This is a genomic window from Cognatishimia sp. 1_MG-2023, assembly GCF_030548175.1.
Lineage (GTDB): Bacteria > Pseudomonadota > Alphaproteobacteria > Rhodobacterales > Rhodobacteraceae > Cognatishimia.
Map to the genome: position 1 here is coordinate 61,135 of NZ_JAUORX010000011.1, position 20,381 is coordinate 81,515.

Sequence of the window (20,381 nt, forward strand, 5' to 3'; positions counted from 1 at the left end):
CTATTTTTTATGGTTGGGAAGCTTTTTATGCAGATGAGTTGTCGGGCAGTAGGGAAATGTCCGAAGGTGTTAGTGTTCCGCCGCCTTGGACCGAGACGATTGTGATGCCGTTTAATTGCACGTGACCGATATTGGGATCGGTTGGGTCTATTCGGATTGCGACTTCGGCGGAATCGATTTGATTGGGGGGAATCATAAGGACGACGTTGTCTTCGGCAGGGTCGAAATCTTGCCAAGTGGCAGTGGATTCGTTGTCTATCCAAGTGCCAAATACGCCGGTGTCTGCGCCATCCCCTCCGGTGATTAGGTCATTTTTTCCTGCAATTATAATATCTTGACCGTTTCCACCAGATAGGCTGTCACCTTGGTCGATGTCGTTGCCATCCGTATCTAATACGCGGCCATCTAAAATATCATTGCCCTCAAAGCCGGATAAAGTGTCTGCGCCCAAGTCGCCGGTCAGGGCGTCATCGCCATGCCGACCGGCGAGCCAATCGTTACCATCGCCGCCATTTAGCGTGTCATTTCCAGTGCCGCCGTTCAAAGAATCTGAACCTTTTCCGCCACTTAACAGATCATCGTTTAAATCACCCTCTAGCAAATCGTTACCGTCGCCGCCGGTCAGGGTGTCGTTATCCGCGCCGCCATTCAGGGTGTCATTTCCCGCGTCACCGGAAATAGCGTCATCGCCATCGGCGCCGAAGAGTTGGTCGTTGCCCTCGCCGCCAATGATTAAGTCGTTGTTATCATAACCATTTATCTGATCTTCGCCGTCACTACCGATCAACGAATCGGCCGCAGAACCGCCGGATGTGATACGGCCGTTTTCGGAATTCTCTGACTCATCGCTTTCATCGGTGCCTAAACCGACGAAAGCGGTGCCGACTGCCATGATGCCTAGAAGGCTTGCGAAGATCCACATGTCCTGCTCCGATCACAAAAACACTATGATCAAAGCACGCAAAAAACATCACGTAAACAGTAACTTAGCTTCGTGGTTAACGGGCTATTGGATCAGCTCAATTTGCTTTGCTATCTGTGCGGCCCAGTCGCCAATTATGGGGATGAATTCAAATTGGCTGACCCACCAAGCTAAAATTGAAACTAAAATTGTTGCACCAACAACGGAACCAAGGCCGAAGGCGAGGCCGCGGATGAATTGGAAAAGGATTAACCGAAAGTAAGAATTCTGAACACGGATGAAGCGATGGGCGTTCAAGCGTTCGACTTCTTTTGTCAGGCGCTCGAGCGCGGCTTGATCGTTGTTGTTCATTTAATCACCTGAATTCAATGTGTTATCCATCCACCGGATCGGCTTTTGTGCGTAGGCGACGTAAAGCGGATGACGGGGGTGGCCGTGTTTCGTAAGGCCAAAATGGTAAATTTCTTGGCTGGTTTCAAACAGGAACTTTTGCACCATCGGCCCTTGGTTCAAATGGGTTCCGTGGGTGCCCCAAGCGGCGATGACGTGGTCGGCCCAATCGCAGGTTTCTTGTAAAACCTGTTTGTTTTCAGGGCCTTCTGGATTTTTGTGGCGACGCATTGCGTGGGGGTCGGTCTCTCGCAAGGCAAAGATATTGACCGCACGAAACCCGCCATACCCCAAGGCACGGGCGCGGCGTTCGCAGCGTTCGATGGTGGGGTCATTCTGAATTTCTGTTGCTTTCGAGGGGTTTAGCATCACAAACGCAACTCGAGGTGCCTTGGAATCCCAGACGCGGGTCAGCGCATAGCGATAAACTTCGTCAGAAGAATAGAGCGCTTCGGAGGCGGCATCGCCTTTTTGGAACTGTCGCTTAATCATTGGTAAATGTGGAAATTCGTACGTTTCGGAGCCTGAAACGTACGATTCGTATTCGACTTTGAACAGTACGAAACGTGTTCACACAGATTCCCGAAAAGTTAACGAACATCGGCAAGGATTTGCTAGTCGGTTTTTGCAACCAGACAGTCCGAGATTCAATCGGTGACTTTATTTTGAATGCGCAGTAAACTCTCAAAAAACGCCACAAGAGCGTAGAGGCAGAGTTAATGTTCAACCGGAACGGACCAGGGTCGCCATATACGCGTGCCATGCATCGGGTGCATGCACGTTTTAGTGCGTTGGCGCGGCCTGCGACATGTTTTACCTCCATGCCGGAGCCCCGCACCATTGGCGTTTTCGCCAAGGGGCGGCAGTTGCTGGCTGGGAACTTTCTTTTTGCGGGGCATTTGATTGTCGCGCCGGATACCTCGATTTGGGATCTGGATGCGCCCGATCTGGAATTCGAGCAAGACCTGCATGGGTTTGCTTGGCTGGACGATATGGCGGCAGTTGGCGATGCGGCGACTCGGAAGCGGGCGCAGACCTGGGTGTGGCGTTGGATTGAACGCTATGGTCGCGGACGTGGGCCGGGGTGGACGCCGGATTTGGCGGGGCGTCGATTGATCCGTTGGATCAACCACGCGATTTTTCTGCTGCACACGCAAGACAAGGAACAGTCTGACGCGTTTTATCGGTCGTTGGGCCAGCAGGTGATTTTCCTGAGCCGTCGTTGGAAAACGGCGGGGGCGGGATTGCCGCGGTTTGAGGCGCTGACAGGATTGATCTACGCCGGTTTGGCACTGGAGGGCATGGCGGAGCATGTTGATCCGGCGCTGAAGGCGCTGGAGAAAGAATGCAAAACGCAGATTGATGCGCAGGGCGGAATGCCGACGCGTAATCCCGAAGAGCTGCTAGAGATATTCACGCTGCTGACGTGGGCGAATGCCGCGTTGGAAGACGCGGGTCGTGCGCCGAGTGCTGCGCATTTGGATGCGATCCGCCGTGTGGCGCCAACCTTGCGGACGCTTCGTCATGCGGATGGTGGCTTGGCGCGGTTCCATGGTGGCGGTCGTGGGCAAGAGGGCCGCTTGGATGCAGCGCTTGCGGCGAGTGAGATTAAAGATCGTCAGGCCGATGGATTGGCGATGGGCTTTGCCCGTTTGTCGGCTGGGCGGACCAGCGTGATTGTAGACGCCAGTGCGCCGCCGGTTGGGGCGTATTCGCTGAATGCTCATGCCTCGACCCTAGCGTTTGAGGTGACCAGTGGTCGGCGGCCGGTGATTGTGAATTGTGGGTCCGGTGTGAGCTTTGGCGAAGACTGGCGACGGGCGGGGCGTGCGACGCCGAGCCACAGTACGCTGTCGTTGGATGGGTTTTCGTCGGCACGGCTGGGCGAGGCGGGTGTTGGTTGGCGCGAAGAGCAATTGATTGATGCGCCTGACGAGGTGCCGATCCAGATGAGCCAAGCCAGTGATGGGTTGCGGTTCGAAGGTGGGCATGACGGCTATATGGCGACGCATGGGCTGACCCATGCGCGCACGCTGGAGCTGACGTTTGACGGGCGTGGGCTGGCTGGTGAAGACCTGTTGCTGGCCATGACAGACCCGGCGAAGCGGCAGTTTGATCGGGTGATGGATGCCAAAAACCTGCAAGGCGTGCCGTTTCAGGCCCGATTCCATTTACATCCAGAGGTGGATGCAGAGGTGGATTTAGGCGGTATGGCTGTATCCATCGCGCTTAAGAGCGGTGAAATTTGGGTGTTTCGACATAATTCTGGGGCGAATTTGGCTTTGTCTCCGTCCGTTTACCTAGAAAAAGGTCGATTAAAGCCCCGTGCGGCCAAACAGATCGTTTTATCCGGTGTCGCAATGGAGTATGCGACGCGCATCCGGTGGTCTTTGTCTAAGGCGCAAGAAAGCGCAATTGCGATACGGGACTTGAACCGGGAAGAGCTGGACCTGACACACTGATTTTTGGAACTCTGACCCTATGACCGATCTGTATCCTATCCGCCGCGCGCTGATTTCTGTTTCCGATAAAACCGGACTGATTGAACTTGGCCAAGCTTTGACTGCTCGTGGCGTTGAGCTTTTGTCGACAGGCGGTTCCGCCAAAGCATTGCGTGATGCAGGTTTGGCAGTGAAAGACGTGTCAGAGGTGACTGGCTTTCCAGAGATGATGGATGGTCGCGTTAAGACGCTGCACCCGATTGTGCACGGCGGCCTGTTGGCGCTGCGTGACAACGACGGCCACGTTGCAGCGATGAACGAGCATGAGATTGGCGCGATCGATCTGTTGGTTGTGAACCTGTACCCATTTGAAGAGACCGTTGCGAAGGGCGCGGATTACGCGACTTGCATCGAAAACATCGACATTGGCGGCCCAGCGATGATCCGTTCTGCGGCGAAGAACCATGGTTTTGTGAACGTTGTGACCGACGTTGAAGATTATGATGCCTTGTTGGCAGAGCTAGAAGCGAACGACGGTCAGACCACTTTGACCTTCCGCCAGAAGCTGGCGCAGACAGCGTATGGACGCACGGCTGCGTATGACACTGCCGTGAGCACTTGGATGGCGGGCGCGATTGATTTGGCGACACCTCGTCGTCGTTCGGTTGCCGGTACTGTGGCGCAGACATTGCGTTACGGTGAGAACCCACATCAGTCTGCGGCGTTCTATACAGATGGCTCTGGTCGTCCGGGTGTTGCGACGGCTGTTCAGCATCAAGGTAAAGAGCTGTCTTACAACAACATCAACGACACAGATGCGGCGTTTGAATTGGTGTCTGAGTTTGATCCAGCCGAAAGTGCTGCTTGTGCGATCATCAAACATGCGAATCCATCAGGTGTTGCGAAGGGCGCGACCTTGGTTGAAGCGTATAAGTCTGCGTTTGATTGTGACCGTACGTCTGCCTTTGGTGGTATCGTAGCGTTGAACCAGCCGTTGGATGCAGAGACCGCGACTGCGATCACTGAGATTTTCACCGAGGTTGTGATTGCACCGGGTGCTAGCGACGAGGCGAAAGAGATTTTCGCGAAGAAAAAGAACCTGCGTTTGTTGACTACAGAAGGTCTGGCGAACCCATTGGAAGCGGCGGATACGATCCGTCAGGTGTCTGGTGGTTATCTGGTTCAGGACAAAGACAACGGTTTTGTTGGCTTGGATGATTTGAAAGTTGTGACCAAAGTGGCCCCAACCGAAGAGCAACTGCGTGATTTGTTGTTTGCTTGGAAAGTTGCGAAACACGTGAAATCTAACGCGATTGTTTACGTGAAAGATGCAGCGACTGTCGGTGTTGGTGCGGGTCAGATGAGCCGGTTGGATTCAGCTTTGATCGCGGCAACCAAAGCTGAGCGCATGGCAGAAGCGCTTGGTTTGGATGAATCTTTGGCGAAGGGTGCGGCGGTTGCGTCTGATGCGTTCTTCCCATTTGCAGACGGTTTGCTAGAGGCCGCAGCGGCGGGCGCGTCTTGCGTGATCCAGCCGGGTGGTTCGATGCGTGATGACGAAGTGATCGCGGCGGCTGACGAGGCTGGATTGGCAATGGTCTTTACAGGCATGCGTCACTTCCGCCACTAATAGTTATGGCCTGTCCCTATGTGGGGCAGGCTATTCGGCTCCCAGCAGAGGCCCAAAAGGGTCCGGCCAGGGATCGCGGATCACATCCGCAACACGGCACTTAGGGGTGCAATGATAGAGGGCACGAGCGATGAGACTCGTATTTTGGGCAGGCTTTTGGGCATTTCTCGTGGATCAAGCGAGCAAATACCTAGTGGTTCATACTTTGAATTTGCGTGAGATTGGACAGATTGATGTCCTGCCTCCGCTGTTGAATTTCCACATGGCGTGGAATGAGGGCATTAACTTTGGGCTGTTGTCCAATAGTGCCGAGGCAGCGCGGTGGATTTTGATTGCCATCGCATTGGGCATCAGCGCGTTTGTTTACTACTGGATGCTAAAGGATCGGCCCCAAAAGCTGGGTCTGATTGCCGGTGGTTTGCTGATTGGTGGCGCGCTGGGCAATGTGGTGGACCGTCTGTTGTACGGTGCTGTTGCCGATTTCTTGAACATGTCATGTTGTGGGATCGACAACCCCTATGCGTTTAATGTGGCGGATATTGCGATTTTTGCGGGTGCAATCGGGCTGGCCATTTGGGGTGGTACGAAAAAGCAGGCGTGACGAGCGGTTGCGGATGCGTTAAAGCTTTCGGGAATGGCAGGAGTGATGCAATGCGCACATCGCGAGCAGTGATTTTTGGATTGGCCCTTTTGGTCTCGGCATGCGCCAATGAGCGCGGCATTCGAGTGCTATCGTCTGACGACGCTGGCCCGGATGAATTTGCGGTTATTCCGTCAAAGCCTTTAGAGGCACCAGAGACCTTTGCACAGTTGCCAACCCCGACACCGGGCGGTGCGAACCGTACAGACCAAGACCCACGCGGCGATATTGCAGTGGCTTTGGGCGGACGGGCGCAGCCTGCGTCGACAGACGGATCGTTCCCATCATCAGACAGCGCATTGGTGGCCTATGCGTCCCGTCAGGGCAGCGGTACGGGTATTCGTGAGCAGCTGGCGCAAGAAGACGAAGCCGTGCGCGGCCGGTTCTCAAAATTCACAGGCTGGCGTTTAGCGAACCCGGATCGGTATGACGAAGTGTACCGGTTCTATCACCTGAACGCCTACCGCGAATTGGCGCGCTGGCGTGCCCGTGGCGTGAAGACACCGACGGCACCTGCGGTTCAGTAGGTTGGGTTTGTTGCTGGCCCCGTTGTAAGACGGGGTGAGCGGAATGTTGGCTTGGCGTCCAAAGACAAATCTTATTTATTCGTAATCTGAAAAATCAAAATTTGGGTCTGACCAAACGGACAGAACTTTTGCACCTTCCGGCAACGAGATTGGCTTGGAGTTAAGCGATGAAAAAACTGCATTCAAGTTATCACCCATTTTGACAGCTAATTTCGAACTGTGTGTGTGGACATAAAAATAGCCACATGGGTCTTTCCCAAGATCGCGATAAAGGAATACAGTAGCGCCACGTTCAGATTCAAAAATGGGGATCTTCTGTAACGATTGGTCCGGGTTTTCTTGGCACCACGATATTACCTCGGAGAGCTGAATAACGTGAGATAATATGTCATCAATATTCTGAAGATCGATAAAATTGTCGATCACATACGACGCGTCGAATTCGGTCCACAAAATTTTTAGCTCCGAAGGGAACCAATTTCCGCAATCTGCTAGCATTTTGTCATAGGCATCAATGGAACCACGATTTCTTGACAGATATTTATCAAACATTGATACCCCCTTTGTTGAGTTAATACTGACATAATAGGCGGAATAGTCGAGAGTTTGCTTTGAGTCTTAAAGAGGTCAATGCTTGGACCGGCCCGCGAATTGAGCAATCCCCTTTTCGCCATCATTCGCTCACAAAGCCGTTGGTAGGGTTGAAGACCTGTGGATAGGGCGTAACTATCCTTTTGAAACATATGAGGAGATGTTCATGCGGCGCATGATGATGCTGGCGGGGCTTACGGCTTTGGCGGCTCTGCCCTTAAGGGCCCAAGAGATGGTGACCGACTTTATGCTGGATAATGGCATGCAGGTTGTGGTGGTCGAGGATCACAGAGCACCTGTTGTGATGCATATGGTCTGGTACAAGGCTGGATCCGCAGACGAGCAGCCGGGGGTCTCGGGCGTTGCGCATTTTCTTGAGCATTTGCTGTTTAAGGCGACGGATACCCTAGAATCGGGTGAGTTCTCTAAGGTGGTCAGTGCCAATGGTGGGCGGGACAATGCGTTCACCAGCTATGATTACACGGCGTATTATCAGCGGGTGGCGGCAGATCGGCTGGAGCTGATGATGCAGATGGAAAGCGACCGGATGGTGAATATTCGTCTGTCAGAAGACGATATTGCGACTGAGCGGGATGTGATCATCGAAGAGCGCAATCAGCGGACAGAGAACAGCGCAGGGGCGTTGTTTCGGGAACAGCGGATTGCGGCGCAGTATTTGAACCATCGGTATGGCGTGCCAATCATCGGTTGGAAGCACGAGATGGAGAACTTGGGCTTGGATGATGCCCTGGCCTATTACGAGACGTTTTATGCGCCCAACAATGCGATCTTGGTTGTAGCGGGGGATGTGTACCCAGAAGACGTTAAGACGCTGGCAGAGACGTATTATGGTGTGATCCCAGCGAACCCGGATTTGCCGGAACGTGTGCGCCCGCAAGAGCCGCCACAGACATCCGCGCGGCGGATGGAGTTTCGTGATCCGCGTGTGTCGCAGGAATATGTGACGCGGTCTTATCTGGCGCCAGAGCGTGACGCGGGTGATCAGCGGGAGGCTGCGGCGTTGACGATGCTGGCGCAGGTTCTGGGCAGTGGGCCGAATTCGGTGCTGGCGCGGGAGTTGCAGTTTGGGACGAAAGAGGCGGTTTATGTCTCGTCGTTTTACAGCGGTGTGTCGTTGGATGATGCGACGTTCAATTTGGTGATTGTTCCGGCTGAGGGTGTGTCACTGGCAGATGGTGAAGCCGCGTTGGACAAGACGGTTCAGCAGTTCATCAAAGATGGGGTGGACCCAGAGCATCTGGACCGGATCAAGATGCAGCTGCGGGCGAGCCAGATTTATGCACGGGATGCGGCGGATAGTGTGGGCAATCGGTATGGTCGTGCGTTGACCAGCGGTTTGACCATTCAGGACGTGCGCGATTGGCCAGAGATTTTGCAATCTATCACTGGTGAAGAGATCGTTGCGGCGGCCGAGGCTATTTTTGACAAGAACAATTCAGTCACCGGGTGGTTGATGCGCCCTGAACTTCAGGCGGAGGTCAGCCAATGATGCGATTTGTAATTGCGGCGGTCGCGGTGCTGGCGGCTTTGCCAGCGCGCGCGGAAATTGAGATTCAAGAGGTGGTTAGCCCCGCTGGTGTGACGGCGTGGTTGGTCGAAGAACACTCGATTCCATTCGTGGCGCTAGAGTTGCGGTTCAAGGGTGGCGGGACGTTGGATTTGCCGGGCAAACGTGGGGCGACCAATTTGATGGTTGGCTTGTTGGAAGAAGGCACCGGCGACATGGACGCGATGGATTTCGCACGGACGGCAGAAGAGCTGGCTGCGGAATTTAACTATGATGCGTTTGATGACGCGGTGATGATTTCGGCGCGGTTTCTGACCGAGAACCGCGATGAGGCGATGGCCTTGTTGCGCAAGTCGATTGTCGCGCCTCGGTTTGATGAGGTGTCGTTGGCGCGGGTGAAGGATCAGGTGGTGTCGATCATTCGCTCGGACGCGAAAGACCCAGACCGGATCGCGAGCCAGACGTTTGATAAGCTGGCCTTTGGGGATCATCCCTATGCGACGTCATTGAATGGCACGGAGGACAGCGTAAAGGCGTTGAGCCGCGATGATATTTTGGCGGCGCATCAGGGCGCTTTGGCCCTTGATAGAGTCTATGTTTCTGCTGTTGGCGATATTTCGGCAATCGAGCTGGGGCAGTTGTTGGACGAACTCTTGGCGGGCCTGCCAGCGACGGGTGCGGCTTTGCCGGGGCCAGCAACGTATGACTTGGCGGGGGGTGAAACCTTGGTGGATTATGCGACGCCGCAGTCTGTTGCTGTGTTTGGCCATGAGGGTATTGAGCGCGACGATCCTGATTTCTTTGCGGCCTATGTCCTGAATGTGATCATGGGTGGCGGCGGCTTTGAAAGCCGTTTGATGACCGAAGTGCGCGAGAAGCGCGGGCTGACCTATGGTGTGAACAGCTATTTGATCCCTAAGGATTTGGGGCATCTGTATCTGGGTAGCGTGGCGTCCGCGAATGATCGGATCACGCAGGCGGTTGATGTTATTCGTGACGAATGGGCGCGGATGGCGACCGAGGGTCCGACCATTGAAGAGTTAGAGCGGGCCAAGACCTATCTGACCGGAGCCTACCCGTTGCGGTTTGATGGCAATGGGCCGATTGCGAATATTCTGGTTGGGATGCAGATGGATGATCTGCCGATCGACTATGCAGTGACGCGGAACGACAAGGTGAATGCTGTGACGTTGGACGACGTAAAGCGTGTTGCGGCGCGGGTTATGCGGCCGGATGATTTGCATTTTGTGATCGTTGGACAGCCGACCGCGCAAGACGGCTGAATTCTGCGGGATGGGCGGCCCTTGGGTCGCCTGTCTATCTGGAGGGTTAGCTATGTTGTCAGATTTTGAAACGTCCCGATTAAGGGTCGCAGATTGGTCGCCGCATGTGCGGGGTGGTGTTGTGCCTGATTGGCTGAACACTGCGTTGGTGCGGATGTTGACGCCGGATGTGTTGAAGCACTTACCCCCACCGTTGCAGCTTTCTGGTGGGCCGGATCAGATTGCGGAGTGGGTTCAGCGGCAATCGCAGGATGGTATGACGTTTCTGATTTTGGATCGTGCGTCTGGTGCTGTTTTGGGCTTGCTGATCACAGCCAGTTTTGAGGACGGTCAGGGCGGAATAGACACGCATATTGGATATTTGTTTGATGAGCAGGCTTGGGGGCAGGGTTTTGCCACCGAACTGTTGCTTGGGTTTGTTGCCGCTGTCCCGGCGGGGCGCCGTGTTCGGTTGATTGGCGGTGTTGGGTTGGACAATCCCGGCTCGGCGCGTGTGTTGCAGAAGGCCGGGTTTCGTCGCGATGCGGCGATGTCATCAAGTGATACAGACATGTTTGTATTACAGGTGCGCTAGCGGTCAGGCCATGACCTGCGGTTTGGATGTGGCTTGCAGGGGGCATACTTGGTTCAGGGTATCCGCCAAGAGGCCGCGGAGTTTGATCATTTCTGCAATCTTTGCGTCTACGTCATCTAGCTTTTGTTGTAGCAGATTGGCGGTTTCTTCGGTGCTGAGGGAACGGTTGGCGATGACGTCTATCACCTCTTTCATTTCGCGCAGGGTGAAACCCATTTTTTGGCCGAGGCGGATGAGGTTTACGAGGCGCACCATGCCTTGGTCAAAATCGCGATAGCCGTTGTCGCGGCGTTCGGAGCGAATGAGGCCCTGTTTTTCATAAAGGCGCAGGGTGTCGGTGCTGACATTGGTGCGCTGGGCGAGTTCGCCGATTTTCATATGTGATAAACCTGTTGACCTTGGACTTATGTCCAAGGTTTATAGCCTGTCCAAACAATGTTTGGAAGGACAACTCATGCTCTCTGAGGCAGCATATAATAAGTTTTTTAGGTTTTCCGCCTGGTACGATTTGATCGTGACGTGGCCGTTTGCAACGGCATTTACGTTGGCGTTTATGTGGGGGTCTGTGTTTGGTCCGTTGAATGACACGCTGGGCTTTGCGCCATTGCCAGAGTTGGATGTTCACGCTGTGCTGTTTGGCAATTTCTTTGGGTCGGTTGTGGTGATCTGGTCACTTGCACGGCTGTATATTGGCGATCCGCGCATGGGGGTGTTTGACGGTATTGGGCGCGTTTTGTTTTCGATTGCGATGATCAATGCGCTGATGTCCGGAATCAGCCCGATTGTCTGGGGCTTTTTGGTGCCTGAGGTTCTGTTCGCGTTGATCAGCCTGTTTGGTGCGCCGAAAAGCTTGCTGCGCCCCGGCGTGAATGCCTGACTTAGGTGTAAGCGTCCGTGGCTTAGGTGCGGGCGGTTAGAGATTGGAAGGCATCCCATTCCAGTATCTCAATACCTTGGCCTTTGTGCTGTGTGTTCAGCGCAAAGGCTTGGCCTAAGGTTTCGACCCTAATACCGCGGTATTTGCGCAGGGGGCCGATCAGAATTGGGTTTAGTTTGGGCCAGAGTTTTAGAACGATGGCTTGGCCAAATCCGTAGCGATTGGTTGGCGTGATGATGTTGCTGGGGTGAAAGAGGCTAAGGCGCTCGAATTGGAGTGCTTTGAGCGCGTCCTCGAGTTCGCCTTTGCTGCGCAGAAAGAACATGCGCGATTTTGGGTCGACGCCCACAGACGACAGCAGTTCGAAGTGTTTGATGTTGGCCTGTTTACATGCGGTGCCAAAGGCAATCACGGCGTCGCGGTCTACTTTCAAGAATTCTTCTTTGGTCACGGATGACACGGCCCCCACACCAAGGGTGCAAATGGCTGTGTCGTGATCTGCCAGTAGGTGCGCGTAGGTGGTGGGGTCGAGCACATCTACGATGTGTTCAGCGATTTTATCATGGGCGACGGCGGTTAGAGGGCGGCGGGTTAGAACCGTGATCCGCGCCACATTTGGCATCTGAACAAGTTGTTTCATCACCTCGGTGCCCACGGCGCCAGTGGCGCCGAGGATCACGATATTTAGGGGAGGTGTCGTTTGGGTCATTCGCCGTAGGGCACCCAGATGTTTTTGACTTCTGTTGCAGCTTCTAGAAAGCTGCGGCCTTCGCCGTCTGGGCCGGACCAGTCGCGGGCTTGGGCGTTGTTGACCCAAGTGCGTTTTAGGTTGGCGGCGCTTGCTTTTTCGATGTCGGCGGAGATGTCAGAGGAGCTGAAGCTCCACACCGCATCGACATTCAAATGATCGGCAAGGGTTTGGGCGAGTTCGGCGTGGTTGCCGGAGAGGATGTTGACCACCCCTGCTGGCACGTCCGATGTTTCGAGCACTTGGTAGAAGTCGAGTGCTGCGAGTGGGAAGGCCTCTGACGCGGTTAGGACCACGCGGTTGCCCATGGCGATGGCGGGGGCCATCAGGGAGATGAGGCCAAGCAATGGGGTCTCGTCTGGGCAGATCGCGCCGATGACGCCGACGGGTTCTTTCATTGCCAAAGCCACGCCGCGGATGGGGACACCGTGGACTTGGCCATCGTATTTGTCGGCCCATGCGGCATAGGTGAAGAGGCGCGAGATGGCGGTTTGCACTTCGGCCTCGCCGCCGCGTTTGCCGGTGAGGGCGTCGATGCGTTTGGCGAATTCCTCGGCGCGGGCCGAGAGGTTTTCGGCGATGTAGTAGAGGATTTGTGCGCGCAAGTGGCCGGTGGTTTTGGACCATGCTTTTGCGCCTGCTGCCGCTTCGACCGCGTTGCGGATGTCTTTGCGGTTGGCGATGGGGGCTTGGCCCAAGAGCTTGCCTTTGGACGAATAGACGTTCTGCGAATAGCCGCCGTCTGGGCGGGCTTGTTTGCCGCCGATGTACAGCTTGGCTGTGCGATCTAGTGGATCGGTTGGGCCATCGTCGCCAGTAAAGGCTTCGATCTTGGTTAGCTTTTTGGTGGCAGAGATGGGTTTGGTGTAGGCGTGCAGGCCTTCCCATCCACCCTCACGGCCAAAGCCGCTTTCGCGGACGCCGCCGAAACCGGCGGAGGCGTCAAAGAGGTTGGTTGCGTTGACCCAGACCACGCCAGCGACCAGTTTTGGTGCGATGTCGAGGGCGAGGTTTACGTTTTCTGTCCAGAGCGTTGCGGCCAAACCGTAGCGGGTGTTGTTCGCGATTTCCACGGCCTCGGATGGGGTGCGGAAGGTCATGGAACAGAGGACAGGGCCAAAGATTTCTTCTTGCATCAATTTGGATGCAGTCGACAGGCCGGTGATCAGTGTTGGTGCGTAGAAGCAACCGTCGGCTGGTAGTGGCGAGTCGGCGACGTAGGTTTGACCATCGGTGTTGGCATCCACCATATCGGTGATGGTTTTAAGCTGAACAGGGTCTACGACTGCGCCAACGTCGATGCATTTATCGAGTGGGCTGCCGATGCGCAGGCCGTCCATGCGGGCGCGGAGTTTTTTGTAGAATGCGTCTGCGATGCCTTCTTGGACCAAGAGGCGGGAGCCTGCGCAGCAAACTTGGCCTTGGTTAAACCAGATCGCGTCAACCAGACCTTCGATGGCGGAGTCGATGTCAGCGTCATCAAAGACGATGTAGGGGGATTTGCCGCCGAGTTCTAATGTGAGCGCTTTGCCGGAGCCTGCGGTGGCTTCGCGGATTTTGCGGCCCACGGTGGTCGAGCCGGTGAAGGCGATTTTGTCGATGTCTTTGTGGTTTACGATCATCTCGCCCACTGCACCGTCGCCGGTGACAATGTTGACCACGCCCTTGGGCAGACCCGCTTGGCGGCAGATGTCTGCAAACAATAGGGCCGTTAGTGATGTGTATTCGGCAGGCTTTAGAACAACGGTGTTGCCCATGGCGATGGCCGGCGCGATTTTCCATGCGAGCATCAGCAGTGGGAAGTTCCACGGCACGATTTGTCCGCAGACGCCTAGTGCCTCGCGGTCGGGTAATTCGGCGTCCATCAGTTGGGCCATGCCCGCGTGGTAATAAAAGTGGCGTTGCACCTGTGGGATGTCGATATCGCGACTTTCGCGGATCGGTTTGCCGTTATCAAGTGTCTCTAACACAGCGAAAAGACGGCTGTGTTTCTGGATCAGACGGGCAATTGCATAGAGGTAGCGCGCGCGGCTGTGGCCGGGCAAGGCGCCCCATTTGCCTTGGGCTGCGCGGGCTGCTTTGACGGCTGCGTCAACGTCGGATTGACCAGCTTGGGACAGTTTTGCGAGGGTTTCGCCGGTGGCTGGGTTCTTGCTGTCAAAGCTGTCGGTGGCTTTGGTGAAGTCGCCGTTGATGAAGTGGCCAAAGCTGGAGCCTTGGTCCACGAGCCATGCAAGGGCATCGGCGGCGGATTCCGGGGCGGGGCCATATTCCATGGTGTCGAAGATTTCTTTTACAGTCATGATGTCGTCCTCAACCCATCGCGTGGCGGTAGCCCGCGGAGTATTTGCCGGTGATGTGGTGTTCGAGCTGGCGTTCGATGTCGCCCAAAAGCGAGGACGCGCCAAAGCGGAAGAGATCTGGTTGGAGCCATCGATCGCCGAGTTCGTCTTTGATCAGGGCAAGATAGACCAGCGCGTCTTTGGCTTTGGAAATGCCGCCCGCTGGTTTGTATCCAACGCGGTAGCCGGTGCGGTCGTAGAAATCGCGGATGGCGCGGATCATAACCAATGACACGGGCAGGGTCGCGTTGACGCTTTCTTTGCCGGTTGAGGTTTTGATGAAGTCAGCACCGGCCATCATGCAGACAAGAGAGGCGCGGGCGACATTGCGCAATGTGCCAAGTTCGCCGGTTGCGAGGATGGCTTTGACGTGGGCATCACCGCAAGCTTCGCGGAAGGCTTTCATTTCATCATAGAGGGCTTGCCAGTTGCCTTGTAGGACATGGCGGCGGGAAATGACGATGTCGATTTCTTTTGCGCCTGCTGCAACGGATTGGCGGATTTCTTCGACGCGAAGGTGGAACGGAGATAGGCCCGCTGGGAAACCGGTGGACACTGCAGCGACTGGAATGCCAGAGCCGCTAAGCGCGGTGACGGCGGTGTCTATCATGTCGTGATAGACGCAGATTGCACCGGTGGTCAGTTCAGGCACACCTAGAGTTTCGAGCAGTTCTGCGCGAACGGGTTGCATGGCTTTGGCACAGAGACGCTTTACGCGGTCTTCGGTGTCATCACCCGACAGTGTTGTCAGATCAATCAGCGAAATGGCTTTGAGGAGCCACGCGGCTTGGTAGTCTTTTTTGACCGAACGGCGCCCGGAAATGGTTTTGGCTCGGCGTTCGATGGCCGAGGTGTTGGCTTGTACGCTGCTGACCCAATCCAGATCTAGCGGCATGCCCGGATTACGCGGCTCTACCGCTTGGGGCAGTTGGTGCGTGTCGGTTTTAATGGTGGTGGCTTGCATAACTCACTCGCGTTCAGAACTGGACTAGGCTGTCATGCATGGCATCACAATTCAAGCATTTGTGGGCGGCGTTACGCTAAGTTTTGACCAAATGGTCAATCTCTCCTGCGAATAATTCTCAATTGCGTTGACTTTGTTGCGAATAATTCTCATAAACAGGTAGAACAGCGAAGGACGACCTAAATGCGATTCTCTCGACGACTCTTTATGGCAGCGGCTGCGACATTGATTGCAGCGCCGGTTTATGCGGCCGAAAAGCTATCAGTTGTCGCGACAACGGGCATGATTGCGGATGCAGCGCGTCAGGTTGGTGGAGAGCATGTTGATGTGCGTGGTTTGATGGGGCCGGGTGTTGATCCGCATGCCTATCGTCAGACGCGGACCGATATTGTTGCGATGACACGCGCGGATTTGGTGCTGTGGCATGGGTTGTTCTTAGAAGCGCAGATGCAAGATTTCTTTCATGATCTGGGCAAAAAACGGAATGTCGTAGCTGTTGCCGAAGGTTTGGATAAGAGCCTGTTGCGCAGCCATGACGATTACGCAGATAAATATGACCCGCATGTTTGGATGAACCCGGCGCTTTGGTCTGGCGTCGTTGAAGAAGTGCGAGATGCGTTGATTGACGCGCAGCCAGAGAATGCCGAAGTTTTCACTGCGAATGCATCGGTGCATTTGGCGGAGTTGGCGCGGTTGACGACCTATGCGCGGGACGCGATGGCGACTGTGCCAGAGTCTGCGCGGGTTTTGGTGACAGCGCATGATGCCTTTGGCTATTTCGGTGAGGCTTATGGCATGGACGTGCTGGGCATTCAGGGGATTTCCACCCAATCCGAGGCTGGTTTGAACCGTGTGGGTGAGTTGGTGGACCTGTTGGTTGAACGTAAAATCAGCGCGGTGTTTGTCGAAAGCTCTGTTTCAGATCGCAGCATGCGGGCGCTGATCGAGGGTGCGGCAGCTCGTGGGCATAAGGTTTCTGTCGGTGGTGAGCTGTTTAGTGATGCGATGGGGCATGATGGCACTTACGAAGGCACGTATCTTGGGATGTTGGATCACAATGTCACGGTGATTGCGGGTGCTTTGGGTGGTGACGTGCCCGGGCGCGGTATGAACGGCAGATTGAGTGCTGGGTTTTGAATATGAGTATTGCATTAGCAACAGATCACGGTTCCCCGACTGAGTTGGGATTAGATCAAAGCCCATTGGCTGTGCGCGGTATGACGGTTTCCTATGGTCAAAAGCCTGCTGTGTTTTCCGTTGACATGACCGTGGCCGAAGGCGCGATGACAGCGATCATTGGCCCGAATGGTGCGGGGAAATCGACCCTATTAAAGGCCGCTTTGGGGGTAATCTCTCCGCTGGCTGGTCGAGCGACGGTTTATGGCAAGGCCCTGAAGGGGCAGCGCCACCGGATTGCTTATGTGCCGCAGCGGGCCTCTGTTGATTGGGATTTCCCGACGCGGGTGATCGACGTGGTGCAGATGGGTTTGTATCGCGAGTTGGGCTTGTTGAAGCGGGTTCGTGCAAAGCATGTTGCCAAGGCGATGGCGTGTTTGGATCGTGTTGGCATGACTGATTTTGCGGATCGTCAGATTGGGCAACTGTCTGGTGGCCAGCAGCAACGCGTGTTCTTGGCGCGGGCTTTGGCGCAGGGGGCGGATTTGTATCTGCTGGACGAACCATTTGCCGGTGTGGATGCGGCGACTGAAAAGGCGATTATTTCAGTTCTGAAGTCCCTTAAGGACGAAGGCAAAACCGTTGTGGCCGTGCATCATGATTTGGCAACAGTGGCTGAGTATTTCGACCGCGTGTTCTTGATTAATACGCGCAAAGTAGCCGAAGGGCCGGTTGCGACGACCTTTACCGCTGAACATCTGAATGCCGCCTACGGGGGCCGTTTGGCCATGGCGCAGATTGATCAGCTGGATTTAGCGGCAGGCTGATATGTGGTTAGACGCATTGACGTTGCAACTGGGGTACAATGCGACCCTGGTGGCCTTGGGCGCCATGTTTTTGGGCGTAGCGGCCGGCGTGACTGGCACCTTTCTTTTCCTTCGTAAACGCGCGCTTGTCAGTGACGCGATTAGCCATGCGACTTTGCCGGGGGTTGGCATTGCGTTCATGTTGATGGTGGCTTTGGGTGGCGATGGGCGCAGCCTGTTGGGGCTGTTGCTTGGGTCGGCTGTATCGGCGGGATTTGGGTTGCTGTGCATCGGGTGGCTGACGCGGTTCACGCGTTTGGCCGAGGATGCCGCGATTGGAGCGGTGCTGTCGGTGTTCTTTGGCTTTGGCATTGTGTTGCTAACGATCATTCAGACGATGACGGCCGGTCGGCAGGCGGGTCTGGAAGGCTTTTTGCTGGGATCGACGGCTGGCATGCTTTGGAATGACGCGATGATTATCGTGGTTGGCGGCGTGCTGACTTTGGCGGTTGTTATGGCGTTGCGGCGGCCGATGACATTGGTGGCCTTTGATCCGGAATATGCGGCGGCCTCTGGCCTGAACGTGGCGCGGATTGATTTGGCGATCATGGGCTTGGCGATGGCTGTTACGGTTGTTGGCCTAAAGATTGTTGGCCTGATCTTGATTGTCGCGATGTTGATCATCCCCCCTGTTACTGCGCGGTTCTGGAGTGATCGGACAGACAGGGTTGTTTGGCTGTCAGGGGCTTTGGGTGGCGTGTCGGCGTTTGTTGGGGCGGCTTTGTCTGCGGCGGCGCCGTCTTTGCCAACGGGTCCCATCATTGTTTTGGTCAGCTTTGCGTTCTTTGCGCTGTCGTTGTTGTTTGCCCCGTCGCGTGGGGTTTTGGCAGCGTTCTTGCGGCATCGGCGGTTTCAGCGGCGGGTGCATATGCGGCAGGGCTTGTTGGCTTTGGCGCAGGGGCAGCCGATTTACGAGGGCTTTACGCTGCGCTTGTTGCGGCGGGCTGGGTTGGTTGAAAAAGACGGCGTTGTGACAGACCAAGGCAAGGCGCGTGCAGCGAAGGCGTTGCGGGATGAAAAACGTTGGGAGTTGGTGCGGGCGGACCAAGCTCTTGAAGGTGCCGCCGCGTTATATGACGGTTTGCGTGCGTTAGAGACTGTATTGACGTCAGATCAGATAGAAGAAATCGACCGCCGCATTGGTGGACCAAAGGGAGTGGGCGCATGAGTGGTGCGGAATTCGTTCCCCTAAGTCTGACACCCTTGTTGATCGGTGTGTTTGCCGCGATTGCCTGTGCATTGCCGGGGAACTTTCTGTTGCTGCGTCGGCAAGCGTTGATTGGGGATGCGATCAGCCATGTGGTTTTGCCAGGGATCGTGGTTGCGTTTTTGTTGACTGGCGCTGTGTCGGCTTGGCCCATGATGTTGGGCGCAGCTGGTGCGAGTTTGATTGCGGTGGGCATGATCGAGGCGATCCGTCGTTTGGGAAAGATTGAACCGGGGGCCGCGATGGGCGTGACCTTTACGGCGATGTTCGCGGCGGGTGTTCTGCTGCTAGAGCAAACCGATACCTCGAGCGTTCATTTGGATGTGGAGCATGCACTGTATGGCAATTTGGAAAGCCTGATCTGGTTGGATGCGATTGGTTGGGAAAGCCTGACCGACCCGGTTGCCTTGGCAGGATTGCCGGAGGAGTTGCCGCGGATATTCCTGACTTTGCTTGGTGTTGCTGCGTTTATTTGGTTGTTTTGGCGGCCGCTGAAGATATCGACCTTTGATCCAAGCTTTGCACAGGCGGTTGGAGTTTCGACGGGTGTGATTGGTTTGGCTTTGGTTGTTGTTGCAGCAGTGGCTGCGGTGGCGGCGTTTGATGCGGTGGGGTCAATTATTGTGATTGCGATGTTCATTTGCCCGCCCGCTGCGGCGCGCCTGATGACCAATCGGTTGGAAGTGCAAATCGCGTGGAGTGTGGTTTTCGCAGCTTTGTCAGCGGTACTGGGGTATGTTTTGGCGGGTTATGGGCCGATCTGGGTTGGGTCGAACCATGCGGTAAGTGCCGCCGGAATGATCGCGACGATTTCGGGGCTGATTCTTGCGGTTGCCGCGATGTTTGCGCCGTGCCGTACACGCAGTGGCGCGCCGGTGGGTTAACCGGCGATAGAGGCCAGATCGTAACCGTTGAATTCTTTGGCAGTGCGTAGACTCAGTAACGTTTTCATCTGATGAACGGCAGGAATCTCTGCCAAGCGATCGCGATATAGGCTTTCAAAGTCGCTGGCATTGCGGGCGGCCACACGGATCAGATAATCAAACTCACCAGAAATCAGATGGCATTCCAGCACATCATCCAATCGAAGGATCGCTTCTTCGAAGGCTTCGAGGTCGGATCGGTGGTGCGAAACGAGTTTAATCTCAATGAAGACCTGTACTTCGAGACCAATTTTTAATCGGTCTACCTGTGCGGAATAGTGGGAAATTCTCCCATCCGCTTCCATCATTTTTACCCGACGATGGCATGCAGACAGCGACATTCCCACCTGTTCTGACAGCTTGGCCATAGAAATCTGGCTGTTTTTTTGAAGTATGGAAAGAATTCGACTGTCTTTGCGATCCATCGGAAATTTTCTCAGAATATGTACAGTTATGGGTGTTGTTTTCGATAATTTCTCAAAAAGTCGCGAACTTCAAGAACAATTGCCTCTCTTGACAAGTTAGGTTGTCATCGCGTCAGTTTGACGCGCAACTATAAAAATAATCGGGAGTGACACCTATGTCCGAAAAATTCGTCGTCGGTTTTGACGGCAGCGACGCAGCCAAACGTGCGCTGGATTTCGCTGTAGACCGCGCTAAGGCATTGGGGGGATCTGTCGTGGTCGCTCATGTGCTTGAGTGGTCCCCTTACTCCTTCCTGACACCAACCGAGTTGGAAGAGCGCCACAAGCGCCGTCGTGAAGAATTAGAGCGTGCTGAAACCGCTCTTATGAAACCTGTTGTTGATGCAC

General features: G+C 55.1%; 22 protein-coding genes. 13 read left to right on the top strand and 9 right to left on the bottom strand.

Features of this window, described 5'->3' with window-relative positions; translation table 11 throughout:
• Positions 1-25 precede the first annotated feature (25 nt).
• The 3 genes from Q4544_RS14640 to Q4544_RS14650 all read right to left on the bottom strand — a co-directional run bounded on the left by Q4544_RS14640 (position 26) and on the right by Q4544_RS14650 (position 1,804).
• A complete protein-coding gene (locus Q4544_RS14640) occupies positions 26-922 on the bottom strand; it encodes a calcium-binding protein (protein WP_303507505.1) in 897 nt (298 codons plus the stop codon).
• A gap of 84 nt (positions 923-1,006) precedes the next feature.
• The gene (locus Q4544_RS14645) at positions 1,007-1,273 is read right to left on the bottom strand and encodes a DUF5665 domain-containing protein (RefSeq protein WP_303507507.1); all 267 of its coding nucleotides are present in this window, start codon (positions 1,271-1,273) and stop codon (positions 1,007-1,009) included.
• The gene (locus tag Q4544_RS14650; RefSeq protein WP_303507509.1) at positions 1,274-1,804 is read right to left on the bottom strand and encodes a DUF1643 domain-containing protein; all 531 of its coding nucleotides are present in this window, start codon (positions 1,802-1,804) and stop codon (positions 1,274-1,276) included. It abuts the gene before it with no gap.
• 227 nt (positions 1,805-2,031) lie between these two features.
• Between Q4544_RS14650 and Q4544_RS14655 the strand changes: the two genes are divergently transcribed.
• The 4 genes from Q4544_RS14655 (at position 2,032) to Q4544_RS14670 (ending at position 6,550) form a co-directional block, all read left to right on the top strand.
• Entirely contained in the window at positions 2,032-3,774 is a 1,743-nt protein-coding gene (locus Q4544_RS14655; protein WP_303507511.1) for a heparinase II/III family protein, read from the top strand.
• Positions 3,775-3,793: 19 nt separating this feature from the next.
• Positions 3,794-5,383 (top strand): bifunctional phosphoribosylaminoimidazolecarboxamide formyltransferase/IMP cyclohydrolase, encoded by a 1,590-nt coding sequence (purH, locus tag Q4544_RS14660; RefSeq protein ID WP_303507514.1) that lies wholly within the window; start codon positions 3,794-3,796, stop codon positions 5,381-5,383.
• A gap of 130 nt (positions 5,384-5,513) precedes the next feature.
• Positions 5,514-5,984 (top strand): signal peptidase II, encoded by a 471-nt coding sequence (lspA, locus tag Q4544_RS14665; protein ID WP_303507516.1) that lies wholly within the window; start codon positions 5,514-5,516, stop codon positions 5,982-5,984.
• A 50-nt stretch (positions 5,985-6,034) separates the two neighbouring features.
• Complete coding sequence (locus tag Q4544_RS14670) at positions 6,035-6,550, top strand: DUF3035 domain-containing protein (RefSeq protein ID WP_303507519.1); 516 nt, start codon at positions 6,035-6,037, stop codon at positions 6,548-6,550.
• Between the two features lie 75 nt (positions 6,551-6,625).
• Here Q4544_RS14670 and Q4544_RS14675 read toward each other — a convergent pair whose 3' ends face one another.
• Positions 6,626-7,102, bottom strand: coding sequence for a hypothetical protein (locus Q4544_RS14675; RefSeq protein WP_303507521.1), 477 nt, complete (start codon positions 7,100-7,102; stop codon positions 6,626-6,628).
• 214 nt (positions 7,103-7,316) lie between these two features.
• Here Q4544_RS14675 and Q4544_RS14680 point away from each other — a divergent pair, with 214 nt between their 5' ends.
• The 3 genes from Q4544_RS14680 to Q4544_RS14690 are packed head-to-tail and all read left to right on the top strand — an operon-like array spanning position 7,317 to position 10,526.
• Entirely contained in the window at positions 7,317-8,651 is a 1,335-nt protein-coding gene (locus Q4544_RS14680; protein WP_303507542.1) for a pitrilysin family protein, read from the top strand.
• Positions 8,648-9,952: a pitrilysin family protein gene (locus Q4544_RS14685; RefSeq protein WP_303507523.1), complete on the top strand. Its 1,305-nt coding sequence runs from the start codon at positions 8,648-8,650 to the stop codon at positions 9,950-9,952. The genes Q4544_RS14680 and Q4544_RS14685 overlap by 4 nt, the downstream gene beginning before the upstream one ends.
• Before the next feature lie 52 nt (positions 9,953-10,004).
• Positions 10,005-10,526: a GNAT family N-acetyltransferase gene (locus Q4544_RS14690; RefSeq protein ID WP_303507524.1), complete on the top strand. Its 522-nt coding sequence runs from the start codon at positions 10,005-10,007 to the stop codon at positions 10,524-10,526.
• Between the two features lie 3 nt (positions 10,527-10,529).
• Here Q4544_RS14690 and Q4544_RS14695 read toward each other — a convergent pair whose 3' ends face one another.
• Positions 10,530-10,904, bottom strand: coding sequence for a MerR family DNA-binding transcriptional regulator (locus Q4544_RS14695; protein WP_303507526.1), 375 nt, complete (start codon positions 10,902-10,904; stop codon positions 10,530-10,532).
• Positions 10,905-11,040: 136 nt separating this feature from the next.
• Between Q4544_RS14695 and Q4544_RS14700 the strand changes: the two genes are divergently transcribed.
• Entirely contained in the window at positions 11,041-11,403 is a 363-nt protein-coding gene (locus tag Q4544_RS14700; RefSeq protein WP_303507528.1) for a hypothetical protein, read from the top strand.
• 22 nt (positions 11,404-11,425) lie between these two features.
• Here Q4544_RS14700 and Q4544_RS14705 read toward each other — a convergent pair whose 3' ends face one another.
• The 3 genes from Q4544_RS14705 to deoC are packed head-to-tail and all read right to left on the bottom strand — an operon-like array spanning position 11,426 to position 15,457.
• Positions 11,426-12,112, bottom strand: coding sequence for an NAD(P)H-binding protein (locus Q4544_RS14705; RefSeq protein ID WP_303507530.1), 687 nt, complete (start codon positions 12,110-12,112; stop codon positions 11,426-11,428).
• Positions 12,109-14,454, bottom strand: coding sequence for an aldehyde dehydrogenase family protein (locus Q4544_RS14710; protein ID WP_303507531.1), 2,346 nt, complete (start codon positions 14,452-14,454; stop codon positions 12,109-12,111). The genes Q4544_RS14705 and Q4544_RS14710 overlap by 4 nt, the downstream gene beginning before the upstream one ends.
• A gap of 10 nt (positions 14,455-14,464) precedes the next feature.
• Complete coding sequence (gene deoC / locus Q4544_RS14715) at positions 14,465-15,457, bottom strand: deoxyribose-phosphate aldolase (protein ID WP_303507533.1); 993 nt, start codon at positions 15,455-15,457, stop codon at positions 14,465-14,467.
• Between the two features lie 183 nt (positions 15,458-15,640).
• Here deoC and Q4544_RS14720 point away from each other — a divergent pair, with 183 nt between their 5' ends.
• Genes Q4544_RS14720 through Q4544_RS14735 form a run of 4 tightly spaced genes read left to right on the top strand, consistent with a single transcriptional unit; the run spans position 15,641 to position 19,530 of the window.
• Positions 15,641-16,594, top strand: coding sequence for a metal ABC transporter solute-binding protein, Zn/Mn family (locus Q4544_RS14720; RefSeq protein ID WP_407063053.1), 954 nt, complete (start codon positions 15,641-15,643; stop codon positions 16,592-16,594).
• A gap of 2 nt (positions 16,595-16,596) precedes the next feature.
• Positions 16,597-17,400 carry a metal ABC transporter ATP-binding protein gene (locus Q4544_RS14725; RefSeq protein WP_303507534.1) on the top strand — a complete coding sequence of 268 codons (804 nt, stop codon included), beginning with the start codon at positions 16,597-16,599 and terminating at the stop codon, positions 17,398-17,400.
• Position 17,401: 1 nt separating this feature from the next.
• A complete protein-coding gene (locus tag Q4544_RS14730) occupies positions 17,402-18,607 on the top strand; it encodes a metal ABC transporter permease (protein ID WP_303507535.1) in 1,206 nt (401 codons plus the stop codon).
• Positions 18,604-19,530 carry a metal ABC transporter permease gene (locus tag Q4544_RS14735; protein ID WP_303507538.1) on the top strand — a complete coding sequence of 309 codons (927 nt, stop codon included), beginning with the start codon at positions 18,604-18,606 and terminating at the stop codon, positions 19,528-19,530. The genes Q4544_RS14730 and Q4544_RS14735 overlap by 4 nt, the downstream gene beginning before the upstream one ends.
• On the opposite strand, the gene Q4544_RS14740 is transcribed toward Q4544_RS14735, so the two are convergent.
• Positions 19,527-19,994 (bottom strand): Lrp/AsnC family transcriptional regulator, encoded by a 468-nt coding sequence (locus Q4544_RS14740; RefSeq protein ID WP_303507540.1) that lies wholly within the window; start codon positions 19,992-19,994, stop codon positions 19,527-19,529. The two genes, Q4544_RS14735 and Q4544_RS14740, sit on opposite strands and share 4 nt — an antisense overlap.
• Before the next feature lie 155 nt (positions 19,995-20,149).
• Between Q4544_RS14740 and Q4544_RS14745 the strand changes: the two genes are divergently transcribed.
• Positions 20,150-20,381, top strand: a 232-nt coding sequence (locus Q4544_RS14745; RefSeq protein ID WP_303507541.1) for a universal stress protein, incomplete at its 3' end; no start/stop codon positions are given.

Bases quoted from the DNA above. Each gene is read 5' to 3' on its own strand.
- Q4544_RS14730 (WP_303507535.1), top strand. From the start codon at position 17,402: ATGTGGTTAGACGCATTGACGTTGCAACTGGGGTACAATGCGACCCTG.
- Q4544_RS14650 (WP_303507509.1), bottom strand. From the start codon at position 1,804: ATGATTAAGCGACAGTTCCAAAAAGGCGATGCCGCCTCCGAAGCGCTC.
- Q4544_RS14690 (WP_303507524.1), top strand. From the start codon at position 10,005: ATGTTGTCAGATTTTGAAACGTCCCGATTAAGGGTCGCAGATTGGTCG.
- Q4544_RS14725 (WP_303507534.1), top strand. From the start codon at position 16,597: ATGAGTATTGCATTAGCAACAGATCACGGTTCCCCGACTGAGTTGGGA.
- Q4544_RS14720 (WP_407063053.1), top strand. From the start codon at position 15,641: ATGCGATTCTCTCGACGACTCTTTATGGCAGCGGCTGCGACATTGATT.
- Q4544_RS14710 (WP_303507531.1), bottom strand. From the start codon at position 14,454: ATGACTGTAAAAGAAATCTTCGACACCATGGAATATGGCCCCGCCCCG.
- Q4544_RS14675 (WP_303507521.1), bottom strand. From the start codon at position 7,102: ATGTTTGATAAATATCTGTCAAGAAATCGTGGTTCCATTGATGCCTAT.
- deoC (WP_303507533.1), bottom strand. From the start codon at position 15,457: ATGCAAGCCACCACCATTAAAACCGACACGCACCAACTGCCCCAAGCG.
- Q4544_RS14685 (WP_303507523.1), top strand. From the start codon at position 8,648: ATGATGCGATTTGTAATTGCGGCGGTCGCGGTGCTGGCGGCTTTGCCA.
- Q4544_RS14735 (WP_303507538.1), top strand. From the start codon at position 18,604: ATGAGTGGTGCGGAATTCGTTCCCCTAAGTCTGACACCCTTGTTGATC.
- Q4544_RS14640 (WP_303507505.1), bottom strand. From the start codon at position 922: ATGTGGATCTTCGCAAGCCTTCTAGGCATCATGGCAGTCGGCACCGCT.
- Q4544_RS14670 (WP_303507519.1), top strand. From the start codon at position 6,035: ATGCGCACATCGCGAGCAGTGATTTTTGGATTGGCCCTTTTGGTCTCG.
- Q4544_RS14645 (WP_303507507.1), bottom strand. From the start codon at position 1,273: ATGAACAACAACGATCAAGCCGCGCTCGAGCGCCTGACAAAAGAAGTC.
- Q4544_RS14740 (WP_303507540.1), bottom strand. From the start codon at position 19,994: ATGGATCGCAAAGACAGTCGAATTCTTTCCATACTTCAAAAAAACAGC.
- purH (WP_303507514.1), top strand. From the start codon at position 3,794: ATGACCGATCTGTATCCTATCCGCCGCGCGCTGATTTCTGTTTCCGAT.
- Q4544_RS14680 (WP_303507542.1), top strand. From the start codon at position 7,317: ATGATGATGCTGGCGGGGCTTACGGCTTTGGCGGCTCTGCCCTTAAGG.
- Q4544_RS14655 (WP_303507511.1), top strand. From the start codon at position 2,032: ATGTTCAACCGGAACGGACCAGGGTCGCCATATACGCGTGCCATGCAT.
- Q4544_RS14705 (WP_303507530.1), bottom strand. From the start codon at position 12,112: ATGACCCAAACGACACCTCCCCTAAATATCGTGATCCTCGGCGCCACT.
- Q4544_RS14695 (WP_303507526.1), bottom strand. From the start codon at position 10,904: ATGAAAATCGGCGAACTCGCCCAGCGCACCAATGTCAGCACCGACACC.
- lspA (WP_303507516.1), top strand. From the start codon at position 5,514: ATGAGACTCGTATTTTGGGCAGGCTTTTGGGCATTTCTCGTGGATCAA.